This window comes from Brevundimonas pondensis (genome assembly GCF_017487345.1).
GTDB lineage: Bacteria > Pseudomonadota > Alphaproteobacteria > Caulobacterales > Caulobacteraceae > Brevundimonas > Brevundimonas pondensis.
Genome location: NZ_CP062006.1, coordinates 1,588,028 through 1,607,757, shown reverse-complemented (window position 1 = coordinate 1,607,757; position 19,730 = coordinate 1,588,028). Strand labels below are relative to the sequence as shown.

20 protein-coding genes and 1 tRNA gene are annotated in these 19,730 nt (G+C 66.5%); 10 read left to right on the top strand and 11 right to left on the bottom strand.

Going from position 1 to position 19,730, the window contains the following annotated elements:
• Positions 1 to 8 precede the first annotated feature (8 nt).
• Complete coding sequence (gene kdsA / locus IFE19_RS08035; RefSeq protein WP_404822160.1) at positions 9 to 911, bottom strand: 3-deoxy-8-phosphooctulonate synthase; 903 nt, start codon at positions 909 to 911, stop codon at positions 9 to 11.
• A 124-nt stretch (positions 912 to 1,035) separates the two neighbouring features.
• Here kdsA and sseA point away from each other — a divergent pair, with 124 nt between their 5' ends.
• Positions 1,036 to 1,887, top strand: a complete 852-nt coding sequence (gene sseA / locus IFE19_RS08030) for a 3-mercaptopyruvate sulfurtransferase (RefSeq protein WP_207827086.1) — start codon at positions 1,036 to 1,038, stop codon at positions 1,885 to 1,887.
• Positions 1,888 to 1,891: 4 nt separating this feature from the next.
• Here sseA and IFE19_RS08025 read toward each other — a convergent pair whose 3' ends face one another.
• Positions 1,892 to 3,196 carry a dicarboxylate/amino acid:cation symporter gene (locus IFE19_RS08025; RefSeq protein ID WP_207827084.1) on the bottom strand — a complete coding sequence of 435 codons (1,305 nt, stop codon included), beginning with the start codon at positions 3,194 to 3,196 and terminating at the stop codon, positions 1,892 to 1,894.
• A 31-nt stretch (positions 3,197 to 3,227) separates the two neighbouring features.
• Positions 3,228 to 4,331 carry an amino acid ABC transporter substrate-binding protein gene (locus IFE19_RS08020; RefSeq protein ID WP_207827082.1) on the bottom strand — a complete coding sequence of 368 codons (1,104 nt, stop codon included), beginning with the start codon at positions 4,329 to 4,331 and terminating at the stop codon, positions 3,228 to 3,230.
• A gap of 78 nt (positions 4,332 to 4,409) precedes the next feature.
• Between IFE19_RS08020 and metC the strand changes: the two genes are divergently transcribed.
• Positions 4,410 to 5,603: a cystathionine beta-lyase gene (gene metC, locus IFE19_RS08015; protein ID WP_207827470.1), complete on the top strand. Its 1,194-nt coding sequence runs from the start codon at positions 4,410 to 4,412 to the stop codon at positions 5,601 to 5,603.
• Here metC and IFE19_RS08010 read toward each other — a convergent pair.
• The 3 genes from IFE19_RS08010 to IFE19_RS08000 all read right to left on the bottom strand — a co-directional run bounded on the left by IFE19_RS08010 (position 5,562) and on the right by IFE19_RS08000 (position 6,352).
• A tRNA-Arg gene (locus IFE19_RS08010) sits at positions 5,562 to 5,638 on the bottom strand. The two genes, metC and IFE19_RS08010, sit on opposite strands and share 42 nt — an antisense overlap.
• Before the next feature lie 26 nt (positions 5,639 to 5,664).
• The gene (locus tag IFE19_RS08005; protein ID WP_207827081.1) at positions 5,665 to 5,970 is read right to left on the bottom strand and encodes an ETC complex I subunit; all 306 of its coding nucleotides are present in this window, start codon (positions 5,968 to 5,970) and stop codon (positions 5,665 to 5,667) included.
• Between the two features lie 79 nt (positions 5,971 to 6,049).
• Positions 6,050 to 6,352: a sel1 repeat family protein gene (locus IFE19_RS08000; RefSeq protein ID WP_207827079.1), complete on the bottom strand. Its 303-nt coding sequence runs from the start codon at positions 6,350 to 6,352 to the stop codon at positions 6,050 to 6,052.
• A 222-nt stretch (positions 6,353 to 6,574) separates the two neighbouring features.
• Here IFE19_RS08000 and IFE19_RS07995 point away from each other — a divergent pair, with 222 nt between their 5' ends.
• Both IFE19_RS07995 and IFE19_RS17605 read left to right on the top strand, forming a co-directional pair.
• The gene (locus IFE19_RS07995) at positions 6,575 to 7,129 is read left to right on the top strand and encodes an RcnB family protein (protein ID WP_207827077.1); all 555 of its coding nucleotides are present in this window, start codon (positions 6,575 to 6,577) and stop codon (positions 7,127 to 7,129) included.
• A 163-nt stretch (positions 7,130 to 7,292) separates the two neighbouring features.
• Positions 7,293 to 8,222 (top strand): RcnB family protein, encoded by a 930-nt coding sequence (locus tag IFE19_RS17605; RefSeq protein WP_225910453.1) that lies wholly within the window; start codon positions 7,293 to 7,295, stop codon positions 8,220 to 8,222.
• Positions 8,223 to 8,299: 77 nt separating this feature from the next.
• Here the strand turns inward: IFE19_RS17605 and gatB are convergent, their stop codons facing one another.
• The 4 genes from gatB to IFE19_RS18095 are packed head-to-tail and all read right to left on the bottom strand — an operon-like array spanning position 8,300 to position 11,667.
• Positions 8,300 to 9,793: an Asp-tRNA(Asn)/Glu-tRNA(Gln) amidotransferase subunit GatB gene (gatB, locus tag IFE19_RS07985; protein WP_207827075.1), complete on the bottom strand. Its 1,494-nt coding sequence runs from the start codon at positions 9,791 to 9,793 to the stop codon at positions 8,300 to 8,302.
• 2 nt (positions 9,794 to 9,795) lie between these two features.
• Positions 9,796 to 11,274, bottom strand: a complete 1,479-nt coding sequence (gatA, locus tag IFE19_RS07980) for an Asp-tRNA(Asn)/Glu-tRNA(Gln) amidotransferase subunit GatA (protein ID WP_207827073.1) — start codon at positions 11,272 to 11,274, stop codon at positions 9,796 to 9,798.
• A gap of 3 nt (positions 11,275 to 11,277) precedes the next feature.
• Positions 11,278 to 11,565, bottom strand: a complete 288-nt coding sequence (gatC, locus tag IFE19_RS07975) for an Asp-tRNA(Asn)/Glu-tRNA(Gln) amidotransferase subunit GatC (RefSeq protein ID WP_207827071.1) — start codon at positions 11,563 to 11,565, stop codon at positions 11,278 to 11,280.
• Between the two features lie 15 nt (positions 11,566 to 11,580).
• Entirely contained in the window at positions 11,581 to 11,667 is an 87-nt protein-coding gene (locus tag IFE19_RS18095; RefSeq protein WP_404822166.1) for a hypothetical protein, read from the bottom strand.
• A 17-nt stretch (positions 11,668 to 11,684) separates the two neighbouring features.
• On the opposite strand from IFE19_RS18095, the gene ruvX reads away from it, so the two are divergent.
• The 6 genes from ruvX to topA all read left to right on the top strand — a co-directional run bounded on the left by ruvX (position 11,685) and on the right by topA (position 19,228).
• A complete protein-coding gene (gene ruvX, locus IFE19_RS07970; RefSeq protein WP_207827069.1) occupies positions 11,685 to 12,149 on the top strand; it encodes a Holliday junction resolvase RuvX in 465 nt (154 codons plus the stop codon).
• Between the two features lie 40 nt (positions 12,150 to 12,189).
• Positions 12,190 to 13,173 carry an aspartate carbamoyltransferase catalytic subunit gene (locus tag IFE19_RS07965; protein WP_207827067.1) on the top strand — a complete coding sequence of 328 codons (984 nt, stop codon included), beginning with the start codon at positions 12,190 to 12,192 and terminating at the stop codon, positions 13,171 to 13,173.
• Complete coding sequence (gene pyrC, locus IFE19_RS07960; RefSeq protein ID WP_207827064.1) at positions 13,170 to 14,468, top strand: dihydroorotase; 1,299 nt, start codon at positions 13,170 to 13,172, stop codon at positions 14,466 to 14,468. The genes IFE19_RS07965 and pyrC overlap by 4 nt, the downstream gene beginning before the upstream one ends.
• 16 nt (positions 14,469 to 14,484) lie before the next feature.
• Entirely contained in the window at positions 14,485 to 15,120 is a 636-nt protein-coding gene (gene plsY, locus IFE19_RS07955; RefSeq protein ID WP_207827063.1) for a glycerol-3-phosphate 1-O-acyltransferase PlsY, read from the top strand.
• Positions 15,117 to 16,202, top strand: a complete 1,086-nt coding sequence (gene dprA / locus IFE19_RS07950) for a DNA-processing protein DprA (RefSeq protein WP_207827061.1) — start codon at positions 15,117 to 15,119, stop codon at positions 16,200 to 16,202. The genes plsY and dprA overlap by 4 nt, the downstream gene beginning before the upstream one ends.
• 365 nt (positions 16,203 to 16,567) lie before the next feature.
• Positions 16,568 to 19,228 carry a type I DNA topoisomerase gene (topA, locus tag IFE19_RS07945; RefSeq protein WP_207827060.1) on the top strand — a complete coding sequence of 887 codons (2,661 nt, stop codon included), beginning with the start codon at positions 16,568 to 16,570 and terminating at the stop codon, positions 19,226 to 19,228.
• 44 nt (positions 19,229 to 19,272) lie between these two features.
• Here topA and IFE19_RS07940 read toward each other — a convergent pair whose 3' ends face one another.
• The gene (locus IFE19_RS07940; RefSeq protein ID WP_225910452.1) at positions 19,273 to 19,623 is read right to left on the bottom strand and encodes a hypothetical protein; all 351 of its coding nucleotides are present in this window, start codon (positions 19,621 to 19,623) and stop codon (positions 19,273 to 19,275) included.
• Between the last annotated feature and the right edge of the window lie 107 nt (positions 19,624 to 19,730).

Genomic DNA, 19,730 nt, shown 5'->3' with positions numbered 1-19,730 from the left:
TAGCGGATTCACGCCGTCTTCGCCATCGGCCCCTTGTGACCGAGCTTGATGGCCAGGTCGTCGAAGGCGATCAGTTCGGCGGCCAGGGCCTCGAACTGGCTCAGCGGCACCATGTTCGGACCGTCCGACGGGGCGTTGTCCGGGTCTTCGTGCGTCTCCATGAAGACGGCGTCGACGCCGACCGAGACGGCCGCGCGGGCCAGCACCGGCACGAACTCGCGCTGACCGCCCGAGGACGTGCCCTGCCCGCCCGGCTGCTGGACGCTGTGGGTCGCGTCGAAGACGATCGGGCAGCCGATCTCGCGCATGATCGGCAGAGAGCGCATGTCACTGACCAGGGTGTTGTAGCCGAAGCTGGCGCCGCGTTCGCAGGCCATGACGTTCGGATTACCCGCGCCCACCACCTTGGCGATGACGTTCTTCATGTCCCAGGGCGCCAGGAACTGACCCTTCTTGATGTTGATCGCCTTGCCCGTGGCGGCGGCGGCCAGCAGCAGGTCGGTCTGGCGCGACAGGAAGGCCGGGATCTGCAGCACGTCCACGACCTCGCCTACCGGGCCGCACTGGGCCTCGGAGTGGACATCGGTCAGGGTCGGCAGGCCGGTGACTTCGCGGATTTCGGCGAAGATCGGCATGGCGTCCTTCAGGCCGATGCCGCGCGCGGCGCTGGCGCTGGTGCGGTTCGCCTTGTCGAAGCTGGTCTTGTAGATGATGCCGAGGTTCAGCCGCTCGCCGATCTCCTTCAGCGCGTGAGCCGTTTCCAGCGCGTGCTGGCGGCTCTGCATCTGGCAGGGGCCGGCGATGAAGACGATGCGGGCGCCGCCGCCGATGACGACGGGCGTCTTTAGGCCTTCGGACAGGGTGATGACGGCGTTCGGAGAGGTCACGGCGGCGCTTTCGACTGGTTTCAACGGCGGTTCGCGAGCCTATGCCGCGAATTCAAGGCGGACAGGTGGCGTCGCGGACGCATTTGCGCAACCTACCCGGCGACTCAGCCCCTGACCACCAGCCGCGTGATCATGGTAGCCTGACGGCATGACCCAGACCGCCCCGACTGCCAGTCCCCTGATCTCGACCGAAGCCTTGGCGGCGATGCAGCGGAGTGGCGCCGACTTTCGCATCATCGACGCCAGCTGGTGGTTAGACGGGCGTGACGCGCACGCGGACTTCGATCGCGAGCGACTGCCGGGCGCAGTCTTCTTCGACCTGGACGCCCTGTCCGACCGCAACAGCCCCTACCCGCACATGCTGCCGACGCCCCAGGCCTTCGCCGAAGCCATGGGGGCGCTGGGCGTCCGCGACACGGATGACATCATCGTCTACGACGCGCAGGGCTTGTTCTCGGCGGCGCGTGTCCGCTGGATGTTGCGGATCATGGGCGCTCGTCACGTTCAGATTCTGGACGGCGGCCTGCCGAAATGGCGAGCCGAGGGGCGCCCACTGGAGCATGGCCCTGTCGACCCGAAACAGGCCGCTATCTTCCAGCCGACCTTCCAGGGCGACCGCGTCGTCGATCTGAAGCAGGTCAGACAGGCCCTGGCCGGCTCAGCTCAAGTCGTGGACGCACGCGGCGCCCCGCGCTTTCGCGGCGAGGCGCCCGAGCCTCGCGCGGGCGTCCGATCAGGTCACATGCCGGGCGCGCTCAACCTGCCCTTCGGAAAGGTGCTGAATGCGGATGGAACACTGAAACGCGGCGTCGCGCTGGAAGCCGCCTTCCTTGAGGCGGGTGTCGATCTGGATCGCCCCGTGATCACCAGTTGCGGGTCGGGCGTGACCGCCGCCATCCTCAGCCTGGGCCTGGAGGTGCTGGGGCGGCCATCACAGCTATATGACGGCTCCTGGGCCGAGTGGGGCGCCCGTCAGGACACCCCCGTCGAGGTGAACTAGAGCCTCAGGCCGAAGCGGGAAGCGCAGCGTCCGTATCCTCCTCGCCGCGCGACACCACCGTCGCGACGACCAGATCGCCGGTCACGTTCAACGTGGTGCGGCACATATCCAGGAAACGATCCACGCCCAGGATCAGGCCTATGCCTTCCGGCGGCACGCCCACCATGGCCAGGATCATGGCGATGACCGGCAGGCTGCCCGCCGGCACGCCCGCCGTGCCGACCCCGCCCAGAATACAGACCAGCATGACGATGAACTGCTGGCCCAGGCTCAGGTCAACGCCGAAGAACTGGGCCAGGAACAACACCGTCACGCCCTCAAACAGGGCCGTGCCGTTCTGGTTGGCCGTGGCCCCGACGGTCAGGACAAAGCGGGCGATCTTGCGCGGCAGGCCCAGGTTCTGCTCGGCCACCCTTAGCGACACCGGCAAACTGGCGTTGGACGAGGCAGTCGAGAAGGACACCACCATGGCCTCGCGAATGTCGCGAAAGAACTTCAGCGGCGACATGCCGCCCAGCGTGGCGATGCAGATCGGATAGACCACGAACATGTGGATCGCCATCGCGCCCACGGCGACAGCGACAAAGGCCGCCAGACGCAGCAACAGATCCCACCCGAACAGAGCCGCCAGATTGAACATCAGACAGGCGATGGCGATGGGCGCCAGGCGGATGACCAGGTTGATGAGCTTCATCATCACCTCGAACACGCCCTCGATGGTCTTCTGCAGGTTCTCCGTCGCCGGCCCCCTGGCCAGCACCAGCCCGATCCCGAACATCAGGGCGAAGACCATGACCGGCAGAATTTCGTTCTGCGCCGCCGCCGTGAAGACGTTGGACGGCACCAGATCAAGGAAGAAGTCACCCGCCCGGACCGAATCCGGCGCGCTGCCGACGATGGAGGCCGCCCCGCTGCGCCCTTGCTCCAGCAACTGCTGCGCCAGCACCGGATCAACCCCGTCGCCCGGACGGAAGACATTGACCATGACAAGGCCGATGATCACGGCCACGGCGGAAATGAAGACAGTGAACAGCAGGCTCTTGGTTCCGGCCCTCCCCAGGGTCTTCAGGTCGCCCATCTCCGCTACGCCGACCACCAGGGCCGAGAACAGCAGGGGCAGCACCAGCATGAACAGCAGACGCAGGAATATCTGCCCCGCCGGCCCGGTGATGTTCGCCGTCACCCATTGAACCCAGGGCGTATCCCCGCCAACCGTAAGATTGACCAGGAGCCCGCCTGTCAGCCCGACCAGAAAGCCGATCAACATCAGGACGTGCAGCGGAAGCTTCTGTCTGGTCGTTGCGGTCATGTGTCCCCCGATCAGGCGGCCGACCGACGCCCTATCGGATCGGCAGGGCGTAGATCAGGCCGCTGGGCCGCGCGCTCCATTGCGCGTTCAGGCCCCTGGCCAGATTCAGCGCCGATTGCTGGCCAAGGTTCCGCTCGAATATCTCGCCATAGTTGCCGCCTGCCGCGATGGCGTCCCGCGCCCAGGTCCGGGGCAGGCCCAGAGACGGGCCGAACTCGCCCTCCTCACCCAGAAGGCGTCGGGTGCGCGGCTCCTGACTGTCGCGCGCCAGAGCCGCGACATTGGCCTTGGTCACCCCCAGTTCCTCGCCCAACATCAGAGCGTTCAGCGTCCACCTGATCACCGCCGTCCATTGGTCGTCGCCACGTCGCACGACCGGTCCCAGCGGCTCCTTGGAGATCACGTCCGGAAGGATGGCGTGCTGTTGCGGATTGGCCAGGGTCGTCCGCGCCGCCGCCAGTGCGGAAATGTCAGCGGTGAAGGCGTCGCATTCCTCGCGCGCATAGGCCTGACGGGCCTCTTCCTCGGTCTTGACCATGACCGGTCGGAACTCGATCCCGCGCGTGCGGAAATAGTCCTCGACATTCAGTTCGGTGGTCGAGCCGGTCTGCACGCAGATGCGGGCGCCGTTCAGCTCGGATGCGCTGTTCAGGTTCAGGGAGCGACGCACCAGAAAGCCCTGACCGTCGTAATAGTTGATCCCGGCGAAGCTCAGTTCGCCGCCGGTATCGCGGCTCATGGTCCAGGACGTATTGCGCCACAGCACGTCCACGCGACCATCGCGCAGGGCCTCAAACCTCAGTTCTGCAGTCAGGGGCACGAAGCGGACCGCATCCGGGTCACCGAAGATGGCCGCCGCCGTCGCCCGGCAGAAGTCGACATCAAAACCGCGCCAAGCTCCACGATTGTCGGTGAAGGCGAAACCCACCAGGCCCTGATTGACGCCGCAGTTCAGGTGGCCGCGCTGTTTGATCGCCGCCAGTGTCGGGCTGCTCACATCGGCCGGCATCGTGGCTGTGGTCGGCCGCGAAGTCGGCGTCGTTTCGGCGTGATCGGTCCTGGCCTGGCGGTCGCAGGCCGCCGTCGCCAGCAGCAGCGTCAGCGATATTCCCGTCACGATCTTCGACGCCCGCATTCCGGCACCCTCTCCAGCTTGCGCCCCCGCCTTCTTTAGAGCCCTCTAGGGCCAGAACCGCAACCCGCCGGAGCCGTCATGCCTCGCCTTTCCGACCGCACCCGCCTGATCGCCTCCGCCACGCGACGCGGTGAGGGACGGCGACCGGTCAATCCGCCGATCGAACGCGCCTCGACCATGCTCAGCGACGATCCGGCCTCCATGCAGGATGCGACGCCCGGCCCGATCTATGGCCTGGACGGCACCAGCGCCGCCCGCGAGCTTCGCACCGCCCTGGCCGACCTGGAGGGGGCCAGCGAGGCCTTCCTGGTCCCGTCGGGACTGGCGGCCGTCACCGTCCCCCTGCTGGCCCTGCTGCGCCCCGGCGACGAGGTGGTGACTAGCGACGCCATCTACGGCCCTACCCGACGTTTCCTGACGCGCCACCTGGCCGCGCGTGGAATCGCCACGCGTTTCCATCCGGCGGACTCCTCGACCGCCGACATTCTGGCCTTGTGTGCAGAACGAACCCGCGTTCTGCTGATTGAATCGCCATCGTCCCTGACATTCGAGATCGTCGACATGCCCGCCCTGACCGCCGCCTGTCGGACGCGCGGCGTGCTGACAGTGATGGACAATACCTGGGCGGCGGGTCTGGCCTTGCGCCCGCTGGAACACGGCGTCGACGTCAGCGTCCAGGCCATAACCAAATACGTCGCGGGCCATTCCGATCTGCTGATGGGCGCTGTCGCGGTTCAGGACTGCGAAGTCGCCCGCGCCATCCTGCACACGATCGAGGACATGGGCTGGCACGTCTCGCCCGACGACGCCTGGCTGGCTTTGCGTGGCCTGCGCACCCTGCCGCTACGCTACAACGAAGCACTCAAGTCTGCGCTTCTGGTCGCCGAATGGCTGCAGATCCAGCCAGAGGTTGAAAGGGTCCTGTTCCCGCCCCTGCCCGGCTCGGTCGGCCACGATCTGTGGCGGCGCGATTATTCCGGCGGCGCGGCCCTGCTGGGCGTCGTGATGAAGGGCGGCGACAAGGCCTCGGCCCACGCCCTGATGAGCGCGCTCGACCTGTTCGGCATGGGCTATTCCTGGGGCGGCTTCGAAAGCCTGATCACCCACGAAACCCCGCAACTGGCGCATCGCCTGTATAAGCCCGACCTGCCTGGTCAGTTACTGCGCCTGCATATTGGACTTGAAGATCCGGCGGACCTCATTGCCGACCTGGAAAATGGTCTGGAGGCATGGCGCGCCCTGCAGGACTCGAACCTGCAACATCCCGCTTAGAAGGCGGGTGCTCTATCCGGTTGAGCTAAGGGCGCCTCGGCCTTGCGCCGCAGCAGGGACCTTAGTGGGTCCAGGGCTGCTTGCGGTTGGTGGCGAAGTTGTCGGCATAGGCCTTGAGGATCAGCGGCGCGTCCTGCGGCTCGTGCAGGCGGAAGGCGATGCCGTGACGCTCGGCATATTCGACCGCTTCTTCCTTGGTTTCAAAAGTCAGACGAACCTGGCCGTTCATGTCGGTGGTGCTGGTCCAGCCAGTCAACGGGTCCTGCGTGCGCGCCGAGGCCGGTTCGAACTCCAGACGCCAGTCATTGGACTTGGCCTTGCCCGACTGCATCGCGGTCTTGGCCGGGCGATAGATGCGAGCGAGCATGGGCGGAATCCTTCGGCGACTGGTCTTCGCCGGGTCCATAACCCGCCCTCGCCGCCCGGTCCAGCCGTCGCCCGCGACTTCAGGCGGCCAGAGTGCTGGAACCGGCGTCGATCCAGCGGCGCGCTGCGCGTTGGGCCTCGGCGATCTCGTCGTGCTCCATCTCCTGGCTCAGGTCGCGGCGATATTCGCGCGCCTCGACCGACCCCTTCATGGCCGCCAGATTGAAGATCATGTGAGCGGAAACCCGGTCCATCGGACACCCGTCCAGTCCGGCCGAATAGGCCAGCCCCAATCGGAACAGGGCGTCCCCGTCCATATCGACGGTCGGCAGCGGCAAGGCTGCGGTTGCGATAGCCTCAGGCGCGGTTTCTTGCGCAGTCATAGCCAGTCCTCCGGGCGTTGGTCCTTCTGACCGTGCCGTTCGACCTTCATTCAAATACCGGCGATTTGAAATTAGAGTTAACGCAGAAGCGGCGCTCCAACCCGGGGCTCGAAACCTGACATCGCCGTTCAGGACGAGTTCATGCGCCGGGACCGACCTTGACCGCCTGTTCAACGGGCCGTCCGCAGCTTTCTTCGGCGCCCAGACCATGGAGACATGCAGATGAACCGCCTTACCAAGGCCGCCATCGTCGCCCTGGCGCTGACCACGACGGCCGCGCCGCTGGCGGCCCAGGCCGAGGACCGTCACGACCGCCGCGAATGGCGCCAAGATCGTCGCGACGACCGCCGGGACGACCGCGACGATCGTCGCGAGTGGCGTCAGGAACGCCGTGAAGATCGCCGTGACTGGCGCCAGGATCGCCGGGACGACCGTCGTGACTATCGCCATGATCGCCGCGCCGACCGTTGGGACCGCAACAACCGCGACTGGTGGCGCGGCCGACCCGAGTTCCGGGACTATCGCGGCGCGCGCAACGGCTACTGGTATGCGCCAGGCCGCGGTTACTATCAGGTCGAGCCGCGCTACTACAGCTATCGCTGGCGTCAGGGCGGCTATCTGCCCTCGGCCTATCGCGGCTACTATGTGGACGATCCCTATTATTATGGATTGCGTCCGGCCCCGCGTGGCTATCGCTACGTCCACGCCAACAACGACATCCTGCTGATCGCGGTCGCCACCGGCCTGATCGCCAGCGTCCTGCACGACGTCTACTAGAATCCCACTCAGGACTTGAAATCGGCCCCGCAGAGCTCGGCTTTGCGGGGCTTTTTTCAGAGATTTCTGCAGATTTCCATAGATCAGCGTTCAGCCATGGTTCATGGCGCCCGCGTCAGTCTGATGATCAAGCCGCCCCTCTCGGCGTGCGAGGAAGAAGACCATGAAACGTTCCCTGATGGTGTTCACGGCCATCGCCAGCTTCGCCCTCCCTGCCCTCGCGCCGGTGGCGACCCTGGCCCAGTCGCGACAAGCGCAATCGGAAGAAGGGCGCACCGAACGACCTCAACGCCGTGGCGAACGCCAGGAGCAAGCGCCAAGACGCGAACCTCGCCCCGAGTTCCAGCGTCCGCAGATACGTCCGGACGTCCCGCGGCCCTCTCGTCCTCCCTCGGCTGGCGGCGAGCAACCGCAACCGCCGGCAAGCCGCCCGCAGCCCCCCCGCGTCGATCGTCCCGATGTCCGGCCTGATCGGCCCGGCTCGCAGCGGCCCGACCGTCCGGGCCGTCCGGATGAAAATCGTCCTGATTGGAACCGTCCGGGTCGACCGGAAAATCAGCAACCGAACAGACCGAACCGTCCCGAGCGCCCTGACTGGAACCGCCCGGATCGGCCGGACCAGCCCAATCGCCCCAACCGGCCAGACAGGCCAGACAGGCCTCAGCGTCCGGATCGCCCTGACAGGCCCGATAGGCCTGACCGGCCGAACTGGAACAACGATCGGGATTATCGTGACTTCCACAACCGCTGGAACCGCGACCAGTGGCGGCGCGACTGGGACCGTCGTCACCGCAGCGACTGGTGGCGCAACGACAGCCGCTTTCGGGGTTGGAACGGGGTCCGGCTCGGCTTCTATTTCGCACCGGGCTACGGCTACTACAGCGTGCCGCGGACCTACTGGAACCGCCAGTACTACGTCGGCCAGTACCTGCCCGAGGTTTTCTGGCGTTATCAGGTCAACGACTGGCGGACCTATGGCCTCGGCTATCCGCCTCCCGGAACCCGCTGGGTCTATGTCGACAACACCATCTATCTGATCGACGAATACGACGGCTACATCATCGAAGTCGTTCGCGACGCCTGGAACTGGTAGCTGGCGCTGAAATGAAAGAGGCCCCGGAGAGCGATCTCCGGGGCCTTTTCCATGGTCTGCGATCCGAAGGCTGAGCCCTACAATCCCAGCTTGGCCTTCAGGATGTCGTTGACGGCGGCCGGATTGGCCTTGCCGCCCGTGGCCTTCATCACCTGACCGACGAACCAGCCGATGGCCTGAGGCTTTTCGGCCACGGCTGCGGCCTTGTCCGGGTTGGCGGCGATGATGTCGTCGACGGCCTTCTCGATGGCGCCGGTGTCGGTCACCTGCTTCAGGCCGTGCTTCTCGACCACCTCAGCGGGGCTGCCCTCACCGTTCCAGACGTAGTCGAACACCTCCTTGGCGATCTTGGACGAGATGACATTCGTCTCGATCAGTTCGACCAGCTGGGCCACGTGTGCCGCCGGCAGCGGGTTCTCGCTGAAGTCCTTGCCGTCGGCGGCCAGGCGCGCCGAGACCTCGTTCGTGACCCAGTTGGAAACCAGCTTGGCGTCGCGTCCCTTGGCCGCAGCCTCGAAATAGTCGGCCTTGGCCTGTTCCGAGATCAGCACCACGGCGTCGTATTGCGACAGGCCATAGTCGGCCATCAGGCGACGGCGCTTCTCGTCCGGCAGTTCCGGCAGATCAGCCTTGATCTCGTCGATCCAGGCCTGCTCGATCTCGAGCGGCAGCAGGTCAGGATCGGGGAAGTAACGATAGTCCATCGCCTCTTCCTTGGAGCGCATCGAACGCGTCTCGCCCGCCGTCGGATCATACAGGCGGGTTTCCTGGATGATCGAACCGCCATCCTCGAGGATCTCGATCTGGCGACGCGCCTCGTAATTGATCGCCTGAGAAATGAAGCGGAAGCTGTTGACGTTCTTGATCTCGCAGCGCGTACCCAAGAAACCGAAGTCGCCCGTTTCCTTGAACTTGTCGTAGTTGCCGACACGGCAGACCGAGACGTTCACGTCGGCGCGCAGGTTGCCCTTCTCCATGTCGCCGTCGCAGGTGCCCAGATAGATCAGGATGGTCCGGATCTTCTTGACGTAGGCGACCGCCTGTTCCGGCGAACGGATGTCGGGGCGCGAGACGATCTCCATCAGCGCCGTGCCGGCCCGGTTCAGGTCGACGTAGGAGTCGGTCGGCGACAGATCGTGAATCAGCTTGCCCGCGTCCTGCTCCAGGTGCAGGCGTTCGATGCCAACGTTGAAGAAGCTGCCGTCTTCGGCCTCGACCTCGACCACGCCCTCGCCCACGATCGGGTGATACAGCTGGCTGATCTGATAGCCAGTCGGCAGGTCGGGATAGAAGTAGTTCTTGCGGTCGAACTGACTCTTCAGATTGATCTGCGCCTTCAGGCCCAGACCAGACTTCACCGCCTGCTCGACACAGTGCCTGTTCAGGGTCGGCAGCATGCCCGGGAAGCCGGCGTCAACCAGCGACACCTGCTCGTTCGGGCCCGCGCCGAAGCCCACGGCCGCGCCCGAGAACAGCTTGGCGTTCGACGCCACCTGGGCGTGGATTTCCAGCCCCATGACGATTTCCCAGTCGCCCGTGCGACCTTTGATCACTGTTTTGTTCTCAGACATGCTCACCACCACTTGGCCGGTTTGGCGACGAAACCGGCGGAGTCTTCCAGTGCGGCCGCGACCTGGAAGACGGTCGCCTCATCAAGGGCCTTGCCGATGACCTGAAGGCCCAGCGGCAGACCATCGCTGCTCAGACCCGCAGGCACCGAGATGCCCGGCAGACCGGCCAGGTTGGTCGTCACCGTGAAGACGTCGTTCAGATACATGGTCAGCGGGTCGATCTGCTTGTCGCCCAGCTTGAACGCCGCCGTCGGGGTCGACGGGGTCAGGATGGCGTCCACCTTGCCCCAGACGTTGTCGAAGTCCTCGGCGATGCGACGACGCACCTTCAGAGCCTTGACGTAGTAGGCGTCATAGAAACCGGCCGACAGCACATAGGTGCCGATGGTCAGGCGGCGCTGGACCTCCTTGCCGAAGCCCTCGGCGCGCGAGGCGGCGTAGAGGTCGTCCAGCGACGAGAAGTCCTCGGCGCGGTGACCGAAGCGCATGCCGTCATAGCGGGCCAGGTTCGACGAAGCCTCGGCCGGAGCCACGATGTAATAGGCCGGCAGGGCGTATTTGGTGTGCGGCAGGCTGATCTCGACGATCTCGCAACCGGCGGCCTTCAGCCATTCGACGCCCTGTTGCCACAGCGCCTTGATCTCTTCAGACATGCCGTCGATCAGGTATTCCGCCGGAACGCCGATGCGCAGGCCCTTGACCGACTGGCCGATCGACTGGGTCCAGTCGGGGGTCGGGATGTCGAGGCTGGTCGAGTCCTTGGCGTCGAACGAGCACATGGACTTCAGCAGGATGGCGGCGTCGGTCACCGTCTTGGTGATCGGGCCGGCCTGATCCAGCGAGGAGGCGAAGGCCACCATGCCGAAACGGCTGGCGCGGCCATAGGTGGGCTTGATGCCGACCGTGCCGGTGAAGGCGGCGGGCTGGCGGATCGAGCCGCCGGTGTCCGAGGCCGTCGCGGCCAAGCACAGATCAGAGGCCACAGCCGAAGCCGAACCGCCCGACGAGCCGCCCGGCGTCAGCTCGGCGTCCGAACCCTTGGCCTTCCACGGGTTCTTCACCGGACCGAAGGCCGAGGTCTCGTTGGCCGAGCCCATGGCGAACTCGTCCATGTTGAGCTTGCCCAGCATGACCGCGCCTTCGCGCCACAGATTGGCGGTGACGGTGGATTCATAGGGCGGCACGAAGCCGCGCAGCATGTTGGAGCCGGCGGTCGTCTGCACGCCCTCGGTGCAGAACAGGTCCTTGATGCCCAGCGGCGCGCCTTCCAGGTCGCCGCCCTCGCCCTTGGCCAGCTTGGCGTCGGAGGCCCGCGCCTGTTCCAGCGCCTTGTCCGCCGTCACCTCGACATAGGCGTTAAGGCTCGGGTTCGAAGCTTCGATGTTCGTCAGGAAGGCCTTGGTCAGTTCCTCGGACGAGAAGGTCTTGGCCTTCAGGCCCTCGACAGCATCCTTGAGCGTCAGTTTGGTCAGATCGGTCATGGCTTAATCGACCACCTTGGGCACGACGAAGAAGCCGTCAGCCGACTTCGGGGCGTTCGACAGGACCGCGTCCACCTTGGCGCCGTCGGTGACGACGTCTTCGCGCAGGCGCAGCGGTTGGGCGACGTTGGAGGTCATGGGCTCGACACCCTGCACATCGACCTCGTTCAGCTGTTCGATCCAGTTCAGGATGCCGTTCAGCTCCTGGGCCAGCGGCTCCAGGCGGTCCTCGGGGGTCTTGATGCGGGCGAGGTGGGCGACACGCCTCACCGTCGCGGCGTCGATAGCCATGGAAATCTCCGAAATTCATCCAGTCAGGGCGCAAGGGAGTCGCCCAGACTGACTCCTGTCGTGGGTTAACCGCCCGATGCGGCTTCGACAAGCGTTCCGCATTGCAATATGGGGAGGCCGTGCCCGTATTCGACCTCACCGACCTGCCCGCCGCCTGCCCGCCCGACACCCCGTGGATCGGGCTGGATCTGGGAGAGAACACCATTGGCGTGGCGGTGTCCGACACCAGCCGCATGATCGCCAGTCCGCTGCAGCTGATCCGCAAGGTGAAGTTCAGTCAGGATGCCGCGCAACTGATCAAGCTGATGAACGGCCGCAACGTCTCGGCCCTGGTCATCGGCCTGCCGCTGAACATGGACGGGACCGAAGGCCCGCGCGCCCAGTCCTGCCGCGCCTTCGCCCGCAATCTGGAGCGCCTGCGTCCCGTCAACGTCGCCTTCCAGGACGAACGCCTGTCCACCACGGCGGTCGAGCGCTTCCTGATCGAAGAACTGGACCTAAGCCGCAAACGCCGCGCCGACGTGGTGGACCGCACCGCCGCCGCCTGGATCTTGCAGGGCGCGCTGGACCGTCTGCGCGACTGACCTTCCCCTCGCGGAGAGTCGGGCTTATAGCGGCGTCTCGATGACCCATGCCGCTTCCGTCACCGAAACCATCGAGGAACGGCTGCTGCCGTTCCCCCGCGATCACTTCCTCGCCGCTGGCGATCTGAACCCGCCCGCCGCCCTGGCGCTGCTGGATCTCGCCGACGCCTTCGTCGACTTCAACCGACAGTCGGCCAAGGGCATCGACCTGATGCGCGGTCAGACGGTCGTGAACCTCTTCTTCGAGAATTCGACCCGCACCAGCTCCTCGTTCGAGATCGCCGCCAAGCGCCTGGGCGCCGATGTCGTGACCATGCCGGTCTCGGCCTCCTCGGTCGCCAAGGGCGAGACCCTGATCGACACGGCGGTGACGCTGAACGCCATGAAGCCCGAGATTCTGGTGGTGCGCCATTCGTCGTCGGGCGCCGTGGACCTGCTCTCGCAGAAGGTCGGCTGCGCGGTCGTCAATGCCGGCGACGGCCGCCACGAACACCCCACGCAAGCCCTGTTGGACCTGCTGAGCCTGCGCCGCGCCTTCGGCGACGTCGGCGGACTGACGGTGGCCATCTGCGGCGACATCGCCCACAGCCGGGTGGCCCGCTCCAACGTCGCCCTGCTGTCGATGATGGGGGCGCGCGTCCGTCTGGTCGGTCCGCCGACCCTGGTGCCGGGCGACGCCGACCGCTGGGGCTGCGAGGTCTTCCACGACATGAAGGAAGGTCTGGCCGGCTGCGACGTCGTCATGATGCTGCGCCTGCAACTGGAGCGCATGACCGGCGCCCTGATCCCCTCGACCCGCGAGTATTTCCGCTTCTGGGGTCTGGACCGCGAAAAACTGGCCTGGGCCGCGCCCAACGCCAAGGTCATGCACCCCGGCCCGATGAACCGGGGCGTGGAAATCGACTCCGACGTGGCCGACGACCTGAGCGTCTCCCTGATCCAGGATCAGGTAGAGATGGGCGTCGCCGCTCGCATGGCCGTTCTGGCCGCCCTCGCCCACCGCCGCGCGGGAGCCGCCGCATGACCGTTGCTCCCAATACGCTCGCTATTGTCAACGCCCGTCTGCTGGACCCGGCCACCGACTATGACGGCCCCGGCGCTGTCCTGATCCAGGACGGCCGCATCGTCGAGGTCGTCCACGGCCAAGCCACCCAGCGCCCCGAAGGCGTCACCGTCATCGACGCCCAGGGCCGCTGCCTCGCGCCCGGCCTGATCGACATCCGTGTCAAGACCGGCGAGCCGGGCAATGAACCCAAGGAAACGCTAAAGTCCGCCAGCCTGTCGGCGGCGGCGGGCGGCGTCACCACCATCGTGGTCCAGCCCGACACCGACCCGGCCATCGACGACCCCGCCCTGATCGACCACATCCAGCGGCGCGGAGCGGCGCTCGACCTGGTCAACGTCCGCGCTGCGGGCGCCGCCACTCAAGGCCGCGACGGCCAGCGCATGGCCGAGATCGGTCTGATGCACGAAGCGGGCGCCCTCTATTTCACCGACGGCGACCGGGTCATCGTCAACACCCGCACCCTGCAACGGGTGATGAGCTACGCCGCCGCCTTCAACGCCCTGATCGCCTGCCGCCCGGCCGAGCCCTGGCTGTCGGAGGGCGCGGTCGCCACCTCAGGCGAACTGGCGACGCGCCTCGGCCTGTCCGGCGCCCCCGCCATCGCCGAGCGCATCCAGCTGGAACGCGACCTGGCCCTGGTCGAACAGACCGGCGCCCGCTTCCTGGTCGACCAGATCTCGACCGAAGGCGCGCTGCAGACCCTGGCCCGCGCCCGCGCGCGCGGCCTTGAGGTCTCGGCCTCGGTGTCGATCAACCACCTCTGCTTCAACGAGATCGACATTGGCGACTACCGGACCTTCTACCGGCTGGACCCGCCCTTGCGCGCCGAGAGCGACCGTCAGGCCCTGGTCGAGGCCGTTCGCGACGGCCTGATCGACGCCATCACCTCGGCCCACTGCCCTGAACCCGCCGAGAACAAGCGTCGCCCCTTCGCCGAGGCCGCGCCCGGCGCCGTAGGTCTGGAGACCCTGCTGCCCGCCGCCCTGATGCTGCACCACGAGCACGGACTGGACCTGTTGGACGTGCTGCGCCCGCTGACCCAGGGGCCTGCCGGTCTGCTGGGTCTGGACGCCGGGGTCCTGGCCCAGGGCGCGCCGGCCGACCTATTCCTGTTCGACGCAGGCGCTCCGGTTGTGGTCGATGCGGCCACGCTTCGCTCCAAATCGAAGAATTCGCCCTTCGACGGGCGTCGTCTGCAAGGCAAGGTCTTGCTCACCGTCGTCGGTGGACGCATCGTCCACGACGCACGCTAAACGGGAGCGAATCACTTTGCAGGATCTGGCGGGGCCGGCGCTCCTTACGCTCGGGCTTGTGGCTATTGGCGGATACCTGCTCGGTTCAATTCCGTTCGGGGTCATCCTGACCCGCGCCGCGGGCGCCGGGGACGTGCGAAACATTGGCTCCGGCAATATCGGCGCGACCAACGTCCTGCGCACAGGCCGCAAGGATTTGGCCATCGCCACCCTGATCCTCGATGCGGGCAAGGGCGCAGTCGCCCTGCTGATCGCGCGGCACCTGTTCGGCGAAGCCGCAGGCGCCATTGCTGGCGGCGCGGCCTTCATGGGTCATCTGTTTCCCGTCTGGCTGGGCTTCAAGGGCGGCAAGGGGGTCGCGACCTTCTTCGGCCTGATCCTGGCCGCCTGCTGGCCTCTGGGCCTGATGGCGGCGGCGACCTGGCTGATCGTGGCCTTCGCCCTGCGCTATTCCTCGCTGGCGGCCCTGGTCGCGGCGGCGCTGACGCCGCTCTACGCCCTGCTGCCTCTGCCCACACTGGGCCTTCCCGCCCCCGCAGCCATCCTGATCCTGGCCGTCTTCACCGCCGTGCTGATCTATATCCGCCACCATGAGAACATCGCCCGGCTGCTGAAGGGCGCCGAGCCCAAGATCGGGGCCAAGAAGGCTTGACCCCCTTGTCCGAAGCCGAGCGTTTCGCCCGGCTTCGGCTGGCCCGCACCGACCGCGTCGGTCCCGTGGCCTTTTCCCAACTGTTGCAACGCTTCGGCTCGGCCGTCCGCGCGGTCGAGGCCCTGCCTGACCTGATCCAGCGTAGCGGCCGCGAAGGCTACGCCCTGCCCTCGATTGATCGCGTCGAGGCCGAGCTGGCGGCGGGCGAGCGCGTCAGCGCGCGGCTGATCCTGCTGGGCGACGCCGACTATCCGCCCCTGCTGGCCGCCGTCGATCCGCCCCCGCCCCTGCTGTGGACGCGCGGCGATATCGCCCTGCTTTCTCAGCCCTGCATCGGCGTCGTCGGCGCCCGCATCGCCTCTGCAGGGGGCCAGCGCATCGCGCGCGGCCTGTCGCAGCAACTGGGCGAGGCCGGCCACGTCGTCGTCTCCGGTCTGGCGCGCGGCATCGACGCCGCCGCTCACCTGGGCGCGCTTCCAACCGGCACGGTGGCGGTTCTCGGCGGCGGCGTGAACGACATCTATCCGTCCGAAAACGCCGACCTCTATCGCCAGATCGTCGAACAGGGCTGCATCGTCTCGGAAAGCCCTGTCGGCGCCCGCGCCCAGGCCCGTGACTTTCCGCGCCGCAACCGCATCATCTCCGGCCTGTCGCGCGGCGTCATCGTGGTCGAGGCCGAGATTCGCTCTGGCTCCCTCATCACCGCCCGCCTGGCCAACGAACAGGGCCGCGACGTCTTCGCCGTGCCGGGCTCGCCGCTGGACCCGCGCTCAAAAGGCCCCAACGAACTACTGCGTCAGGGCGCTATCCTGTGCGAGGGGTTGGAGGACATCGAGCGCGCCTTCACTACCCTGCGAACCCTCAGCGAGCCGCCAAGCGATTCGCCCTTCCAGGATGCGCCAGATGATCTGGACGACGCGCTGGTCGAACAGGTCGCCGCACTTCTGTCGCCCGTGGCGACCCCGCGCGACGAACTGGCGCGGGCGCTGGATCTGCCGATCGGCATTGTCGCCGCCGCCCTTTTGGAACTCAGTCTGAGCGGTCGAGCGACGCTTCTGCCCGGCGGGCTTGCTTCCGCCTGATCCAGCTACTTCACGCCCCCGGACGCCATCGCCGAGGCGGCTTCGAGCGCTCCTGCCAAGGCTTCGTCGCCATCCCATCGCGCCATCCGGGCCAACTCCAGCGCCATGGCCGTGACATACTCACGTACAGGATAATCGGTGAGATCCGGCGCAGGACGCCCGGTCCTCGAAACATCTTGCTGCAGCGGCACCCCAACGCCCTGGCTCGACATCGTCTCGCTCCTGATTGCAGTTGTGATTAATGCACAACTTTTAGTAGCGTATCAAGCCGCATAACGCCCTCAGGTAGTTCGCGGAAATCCATGAGATTGACTTCCCGCGCGACGCCAACCACGTTCGCGCCCCGATTTCCCGAACAGAGCGCCATGAATCTCGTCATCGTCGAGAGCCCCGCCAAGGCCAAGACCATCAATAAATACCTGGGCTCCGGCTACGAGGTGCTGGCTTCCTACGGCCATATCCGCGACCTGCCGTCGAAGGATGGCTCGGTCCTGCCCGACGAAGATTTCGCCATGCAGTGGGAAGTCGACGCCAAGGCCTCCAAGCGCCTGTCCGAGATCGCCGAGGCGGCCAAGCGCGCCGACCGCGTCATCCTCGCGACCGACCCCGACCGCGAGGGAGAGGCGATCAGCTGGCACGTTCTGGAAGTCCTGAACAAGAAGAAGGCGCTGAAGGACACCGAGGTCCAACGCGTCACCTTCAACGCCATCACCAAGGCCGCCGTCTTGGAGGCCATGGCCAATCCGCGTCAGTTGGATATGGAGCTGGTCGAGGCTTATCTGGCCCGTCGCGCGCTGGATTATCTGGTGGGCTTCAACCTCTCGCCCGTCCTGTGGCGCAAGCTGCCCGGCGCCCGTTCGGCGGGCCGGGTGCAGTCGGTCGCCCTGCGCATCGTCGTCGATCGCGAGATGGAGATCGAGAAGTTCAAGGCTCAGGAATACTGGTCGGTCGAGGCTGATCTGGTGGCCGACAGCCCGCCCTTCACCACCCGTCTGGTCAAGCACGCCGGCAAGCGCATCCAGCGCCTGGACATCCCTACCCAGGACATGGCCTTCGCCGCCCGCGACGCCATCAAGGCCGGCGACTTCACCATCAAGTCGGTCGAGAAGAAGCCGGCCAAGCGCTCGCCCGCTCCGCCCTTCACCACCTCGACCCTGCAGCAGGAAGCCTCGCGCAAGCTGGGCTTCACCGCCCAGCGCACCATGCAGGCGGCGCAGAAGCTGTATGAGGGTGTCGACGACACCGGCGGCCTGATCACCTACATGCGTACCGACGGCCTGTTCGTCAGCCCCGAAGGCATCGCCCAGGCGCGCGAGGTCATCGCCGACCGCTTCGGCCCCGCCTACGTCCCGGCCGAGCCGCGCTACTACAAGACCAAGGCCAAGAACGCTCAGGAAGCGCACGAAGCCATCCGCCCGACCAACATCGCGCGCCACCCCGACAGCTTGCGCCTCGAAGGCGACCTGCAACGCCTCTACGAACTGATCTGGAAGCGCATGGTCGCCTCGCAGATGGAGAGCGCGCGTCTGGACCGCACCACGGTCGAGATCGAGACCCCCGACGGCCAGACCGGCCTTCGCGCCACGGGTCAGGTCGTCGCCTTCGACGGCTTCATCGCCGCCTATGAAGAAGGCCGCGACGAGAAGCAGAAGGGGGCCGAGGATGACGAGGACGAAGGCGGCCGCCTGCCCGCGCTGAAGGAAGGCGCCAAGGCCAAGGTCGAGGCCGTGCGCACCGACCAGCACTTCACCGAGCCGCCGCCGCGCTTCTCGGAAGCTACCCTGGTCAAGAAGCTGGAAGAGCTGGGCATCGGCCGCCCCTCAACCTACGCCTCGATCCTGACGACCCTGCGCGACCGCGAATACGTCCGCATGGACAAGAACCGCTTCTATCCGGAAGACAAGGGACGGCTGGTCACGGCCTTCCTGGAGCAGTTCTTCACCCGCTGGGTCGAATACGACTTCACCGCCGCGCTGGAGACCCAGCTGGACGAGGTTTCGGCTGGCGAGCTGGACTGGAAGGCGCTGCTGCGCAGCTTCTGGACCGATTTTCATGCCGCGACCCAAGCTGCGGGCGAGCTTCGCACCACGGCCATCCTGGATCACCTGAACGACGCCCTCGGCGCGCACATCTTCCCGGACAAGGGCGATGGTTCGGACCCGCGCGAATGTCCCCTGTGCCATCAAGGCCAGCTCAGCCTGAAGACCAGCCGCTTCGGCGCCTTCATCGGCTGCTCGCGCTATCCCGACTGCAAATACACCCGCCCCGTGGCCTCGCCTGACGGCGCCGAAGGGGGCGCGGACGGCGGCGATCGGGAGCTGGGCGTCGATCCGGCGACCGGTCAGCCGGTGCAGCTGAAGATCGGTCGTTTCGGCCCCTATGTCGAAACCACCCCGCCGGGCGAGGAAAAGCCCAAGCGCTCGTCCCTGCCCAAGGGTTGGAGCCCCGCGTCCCTGACGCTGGAACAGGCCCTGCGCCTGCTGGCTCTGCCGCGCGAAGTCGGTCCTCACCCCGAGGACGGCAAGATGATCACGGCGGGTCTGGGTCGTTACGGCCCGTTCGTCCTGCACGCCGGCACCTACGCCAACGTCTCGGACATCGACGAGGTCTTCGAAGTCGGCATCAACCGCGCCGTCGCCCTGCTGGCTGAAAAGCGCGCCGGCCGTCCCGGTCGCGGTTCGGCCACGGCCCCGCTCAAGGAACTGGGCGCCCACCCGGACGACGAGGCCCCGATTCAGGTCATGGCCGGTCGCTTCGGCCCCTATGTCAAATGGGGCAAGGTCAACGCCACCCTGCCCAAGGGGGTGACGCCCGAGGATCTGACGCTGGAAGCCGCCCTGCCCCTGCTGGCCGCCAAGGCCGGCGCGGCGCCGAAGAAGAAGGCGGCTGCGGCCAAGAAGCCCGCGGCGAAGAAGGCTCCGGCCAAGACCGCCGCCGAGAAGAAGCCCGCGGCGGCGAAAAAGCCCGCTGCCAAGAAGCCGACGACAAAGAAGACCGCCCCCAAGAAGGCGGCTGAAGCCGACTAGATCCAGACGACGCTTCCCGGTTCGCCCAGCGAACCGGGAAGTCTCTAGCGTCCGGCCACCAGTTCGTTGCGCACCCGGCGCCCTAACGGATCGCGTCCCGGCCAGGTCTGACCGACGTTAGCCTCGACCAGCGCCGTGCAGAACCGCGACAACAGCATGCGGGGCCTAATACCGTTCAGACAGACCCGCTCGCCCTCGATCACCCAACGCGCCGTCAGGCGACGTCCGTCCGAGAAGGCGGCGCGATAGCTGCCATCACGGTCAAACCAGTGCTTAACCCACGCGCCATCGGGATAGTGGGAGATGACGGTGTTGCCGAAAGCGTTTTCCATCTCCGCCCGCGCCGGTAGCGCAGCCGCGCAGCAGGCGGCCAAGGCGAAAGCCAGCGTCTTCAAGCGCATGCACAACCCTTCCCTTCCCCATGGCGACATTACAGACCTGTAAGCCTTTGCCAACCGCCCGGTTCCCGAACGGAAATACTTGACTGAGGCGTAGGGGTTTC

What these genes read in the sequence shown, in the direction of transcription:
- sseA (WP_207827086.1), top strand. Translation starts at nt 1,036, where the DNA reads ATGACCCAGACCGCCCCGACTGCCAGTCCCCTGATCTCGACCGAAGCC.
- IFE19_RS08025 (WP_207827084.1), bottom strand. Translation starts at nt 3,196, where the DNA reads ATGACCGCAACGACCAGACAGAAGCTTCCGCTGCACGTCCTGATGTTG.
- IFE19_RS08020 (WP_207827082.1), bottom strand. Translation starts at nt 4,331, where the DNA reads ATGCGGGCGTCGAAGATCGTGACGGGAATATCGCTGACGCTGCTGCTG.
- metC (WP_207827470.1), top strand. Translation starts at nt 4,410, where the DNA reads ATGCCTCGCCTTTCCGACCGCACCCGCCTGATCGCCTCCGCCACGCGA.
- IFE19_RS08005 (WP_207827081.1), bottom strand. Translation starts at nt 5,970, where the DNA reads ATGCTCGCTCGCATCTATCGCCCGGCCAAGACCGCGATGCAGTCGGGC.
- IFE19_RS08000 (WP_207827079.1), bottom strand. Translation starts at nt 6,352, where the DNA reads ATGACTGCGCAAGAAACCGCGCCTGAGGCTATCGCAACCGCAGCCTTG.
- IFE19_RS07995 (WP_207827077.1), top strand. Translation starts at nt 6,575, where the DNA reads ATGAACCGCCTTACCAAGGCCGCCATCGTCGCCCTGGCGCTGACCACG.
- IFE19_RS17605 (WP_225910453.1), top strand. Translation starts at nt 7,293, where the DNA reads ATGAAACGTTCCCTGATGGTGTTCACGGCCATCGCCAGCTTCGCCCTC.
- gatB (WP_207827075.1), bottom strand. Translation starts at nt 9,793, where the DNA reads ATGTCTGAGAACAAAACAGTGATCAAAGGTCGCACGGGCGACTGGGAA.
- gatA (WP_207827073.1), bottom strand. Translation starts at nt 11,274, where the DNA reads ATGACCGATCTGACCAAACTGACGCTCAAGGATGCTGTCGAGGGCCTG.
- gatC (WP_207827071.1), bottom strand. Translation starts at nt 11,565, where the DNA reads ATGGCTATCGACGCCGCGACGGTGAGGCGTGTCGCCCACCTCGCCCGC.
- IFE19_RS18095 (WP_404822166.1), bottom strand. Translation starts at nt 11,667, where the DNA reads ATGCGGAACGCTTGTCGAAGCCGCATCGGGCGGTTAACCCACGACAGG.
- IFE19_RS07965 (WP_207827067.1), top strand. Translation starts at nt 12,190, where the DNA reads ATGACCCATGCCGCTTCCGTCACCGAAACCATCGAGGAACGGCTGCTG.
- pyrC (WP_207827064.1), top strand. Translation starts at nt 13,170, where the DNA reads ATGACCGTTGCTCCCAATACGCTCGCTATTGTCAACGCCCGTCTGCTG.
- topA (WP_207827060.1), top strand. Translation starts at nt 16,568, where the DNA reads ATGAATCTCGTCATCGTCGAGAGCCCCGCCAAGGCCAAGACCATCAAT.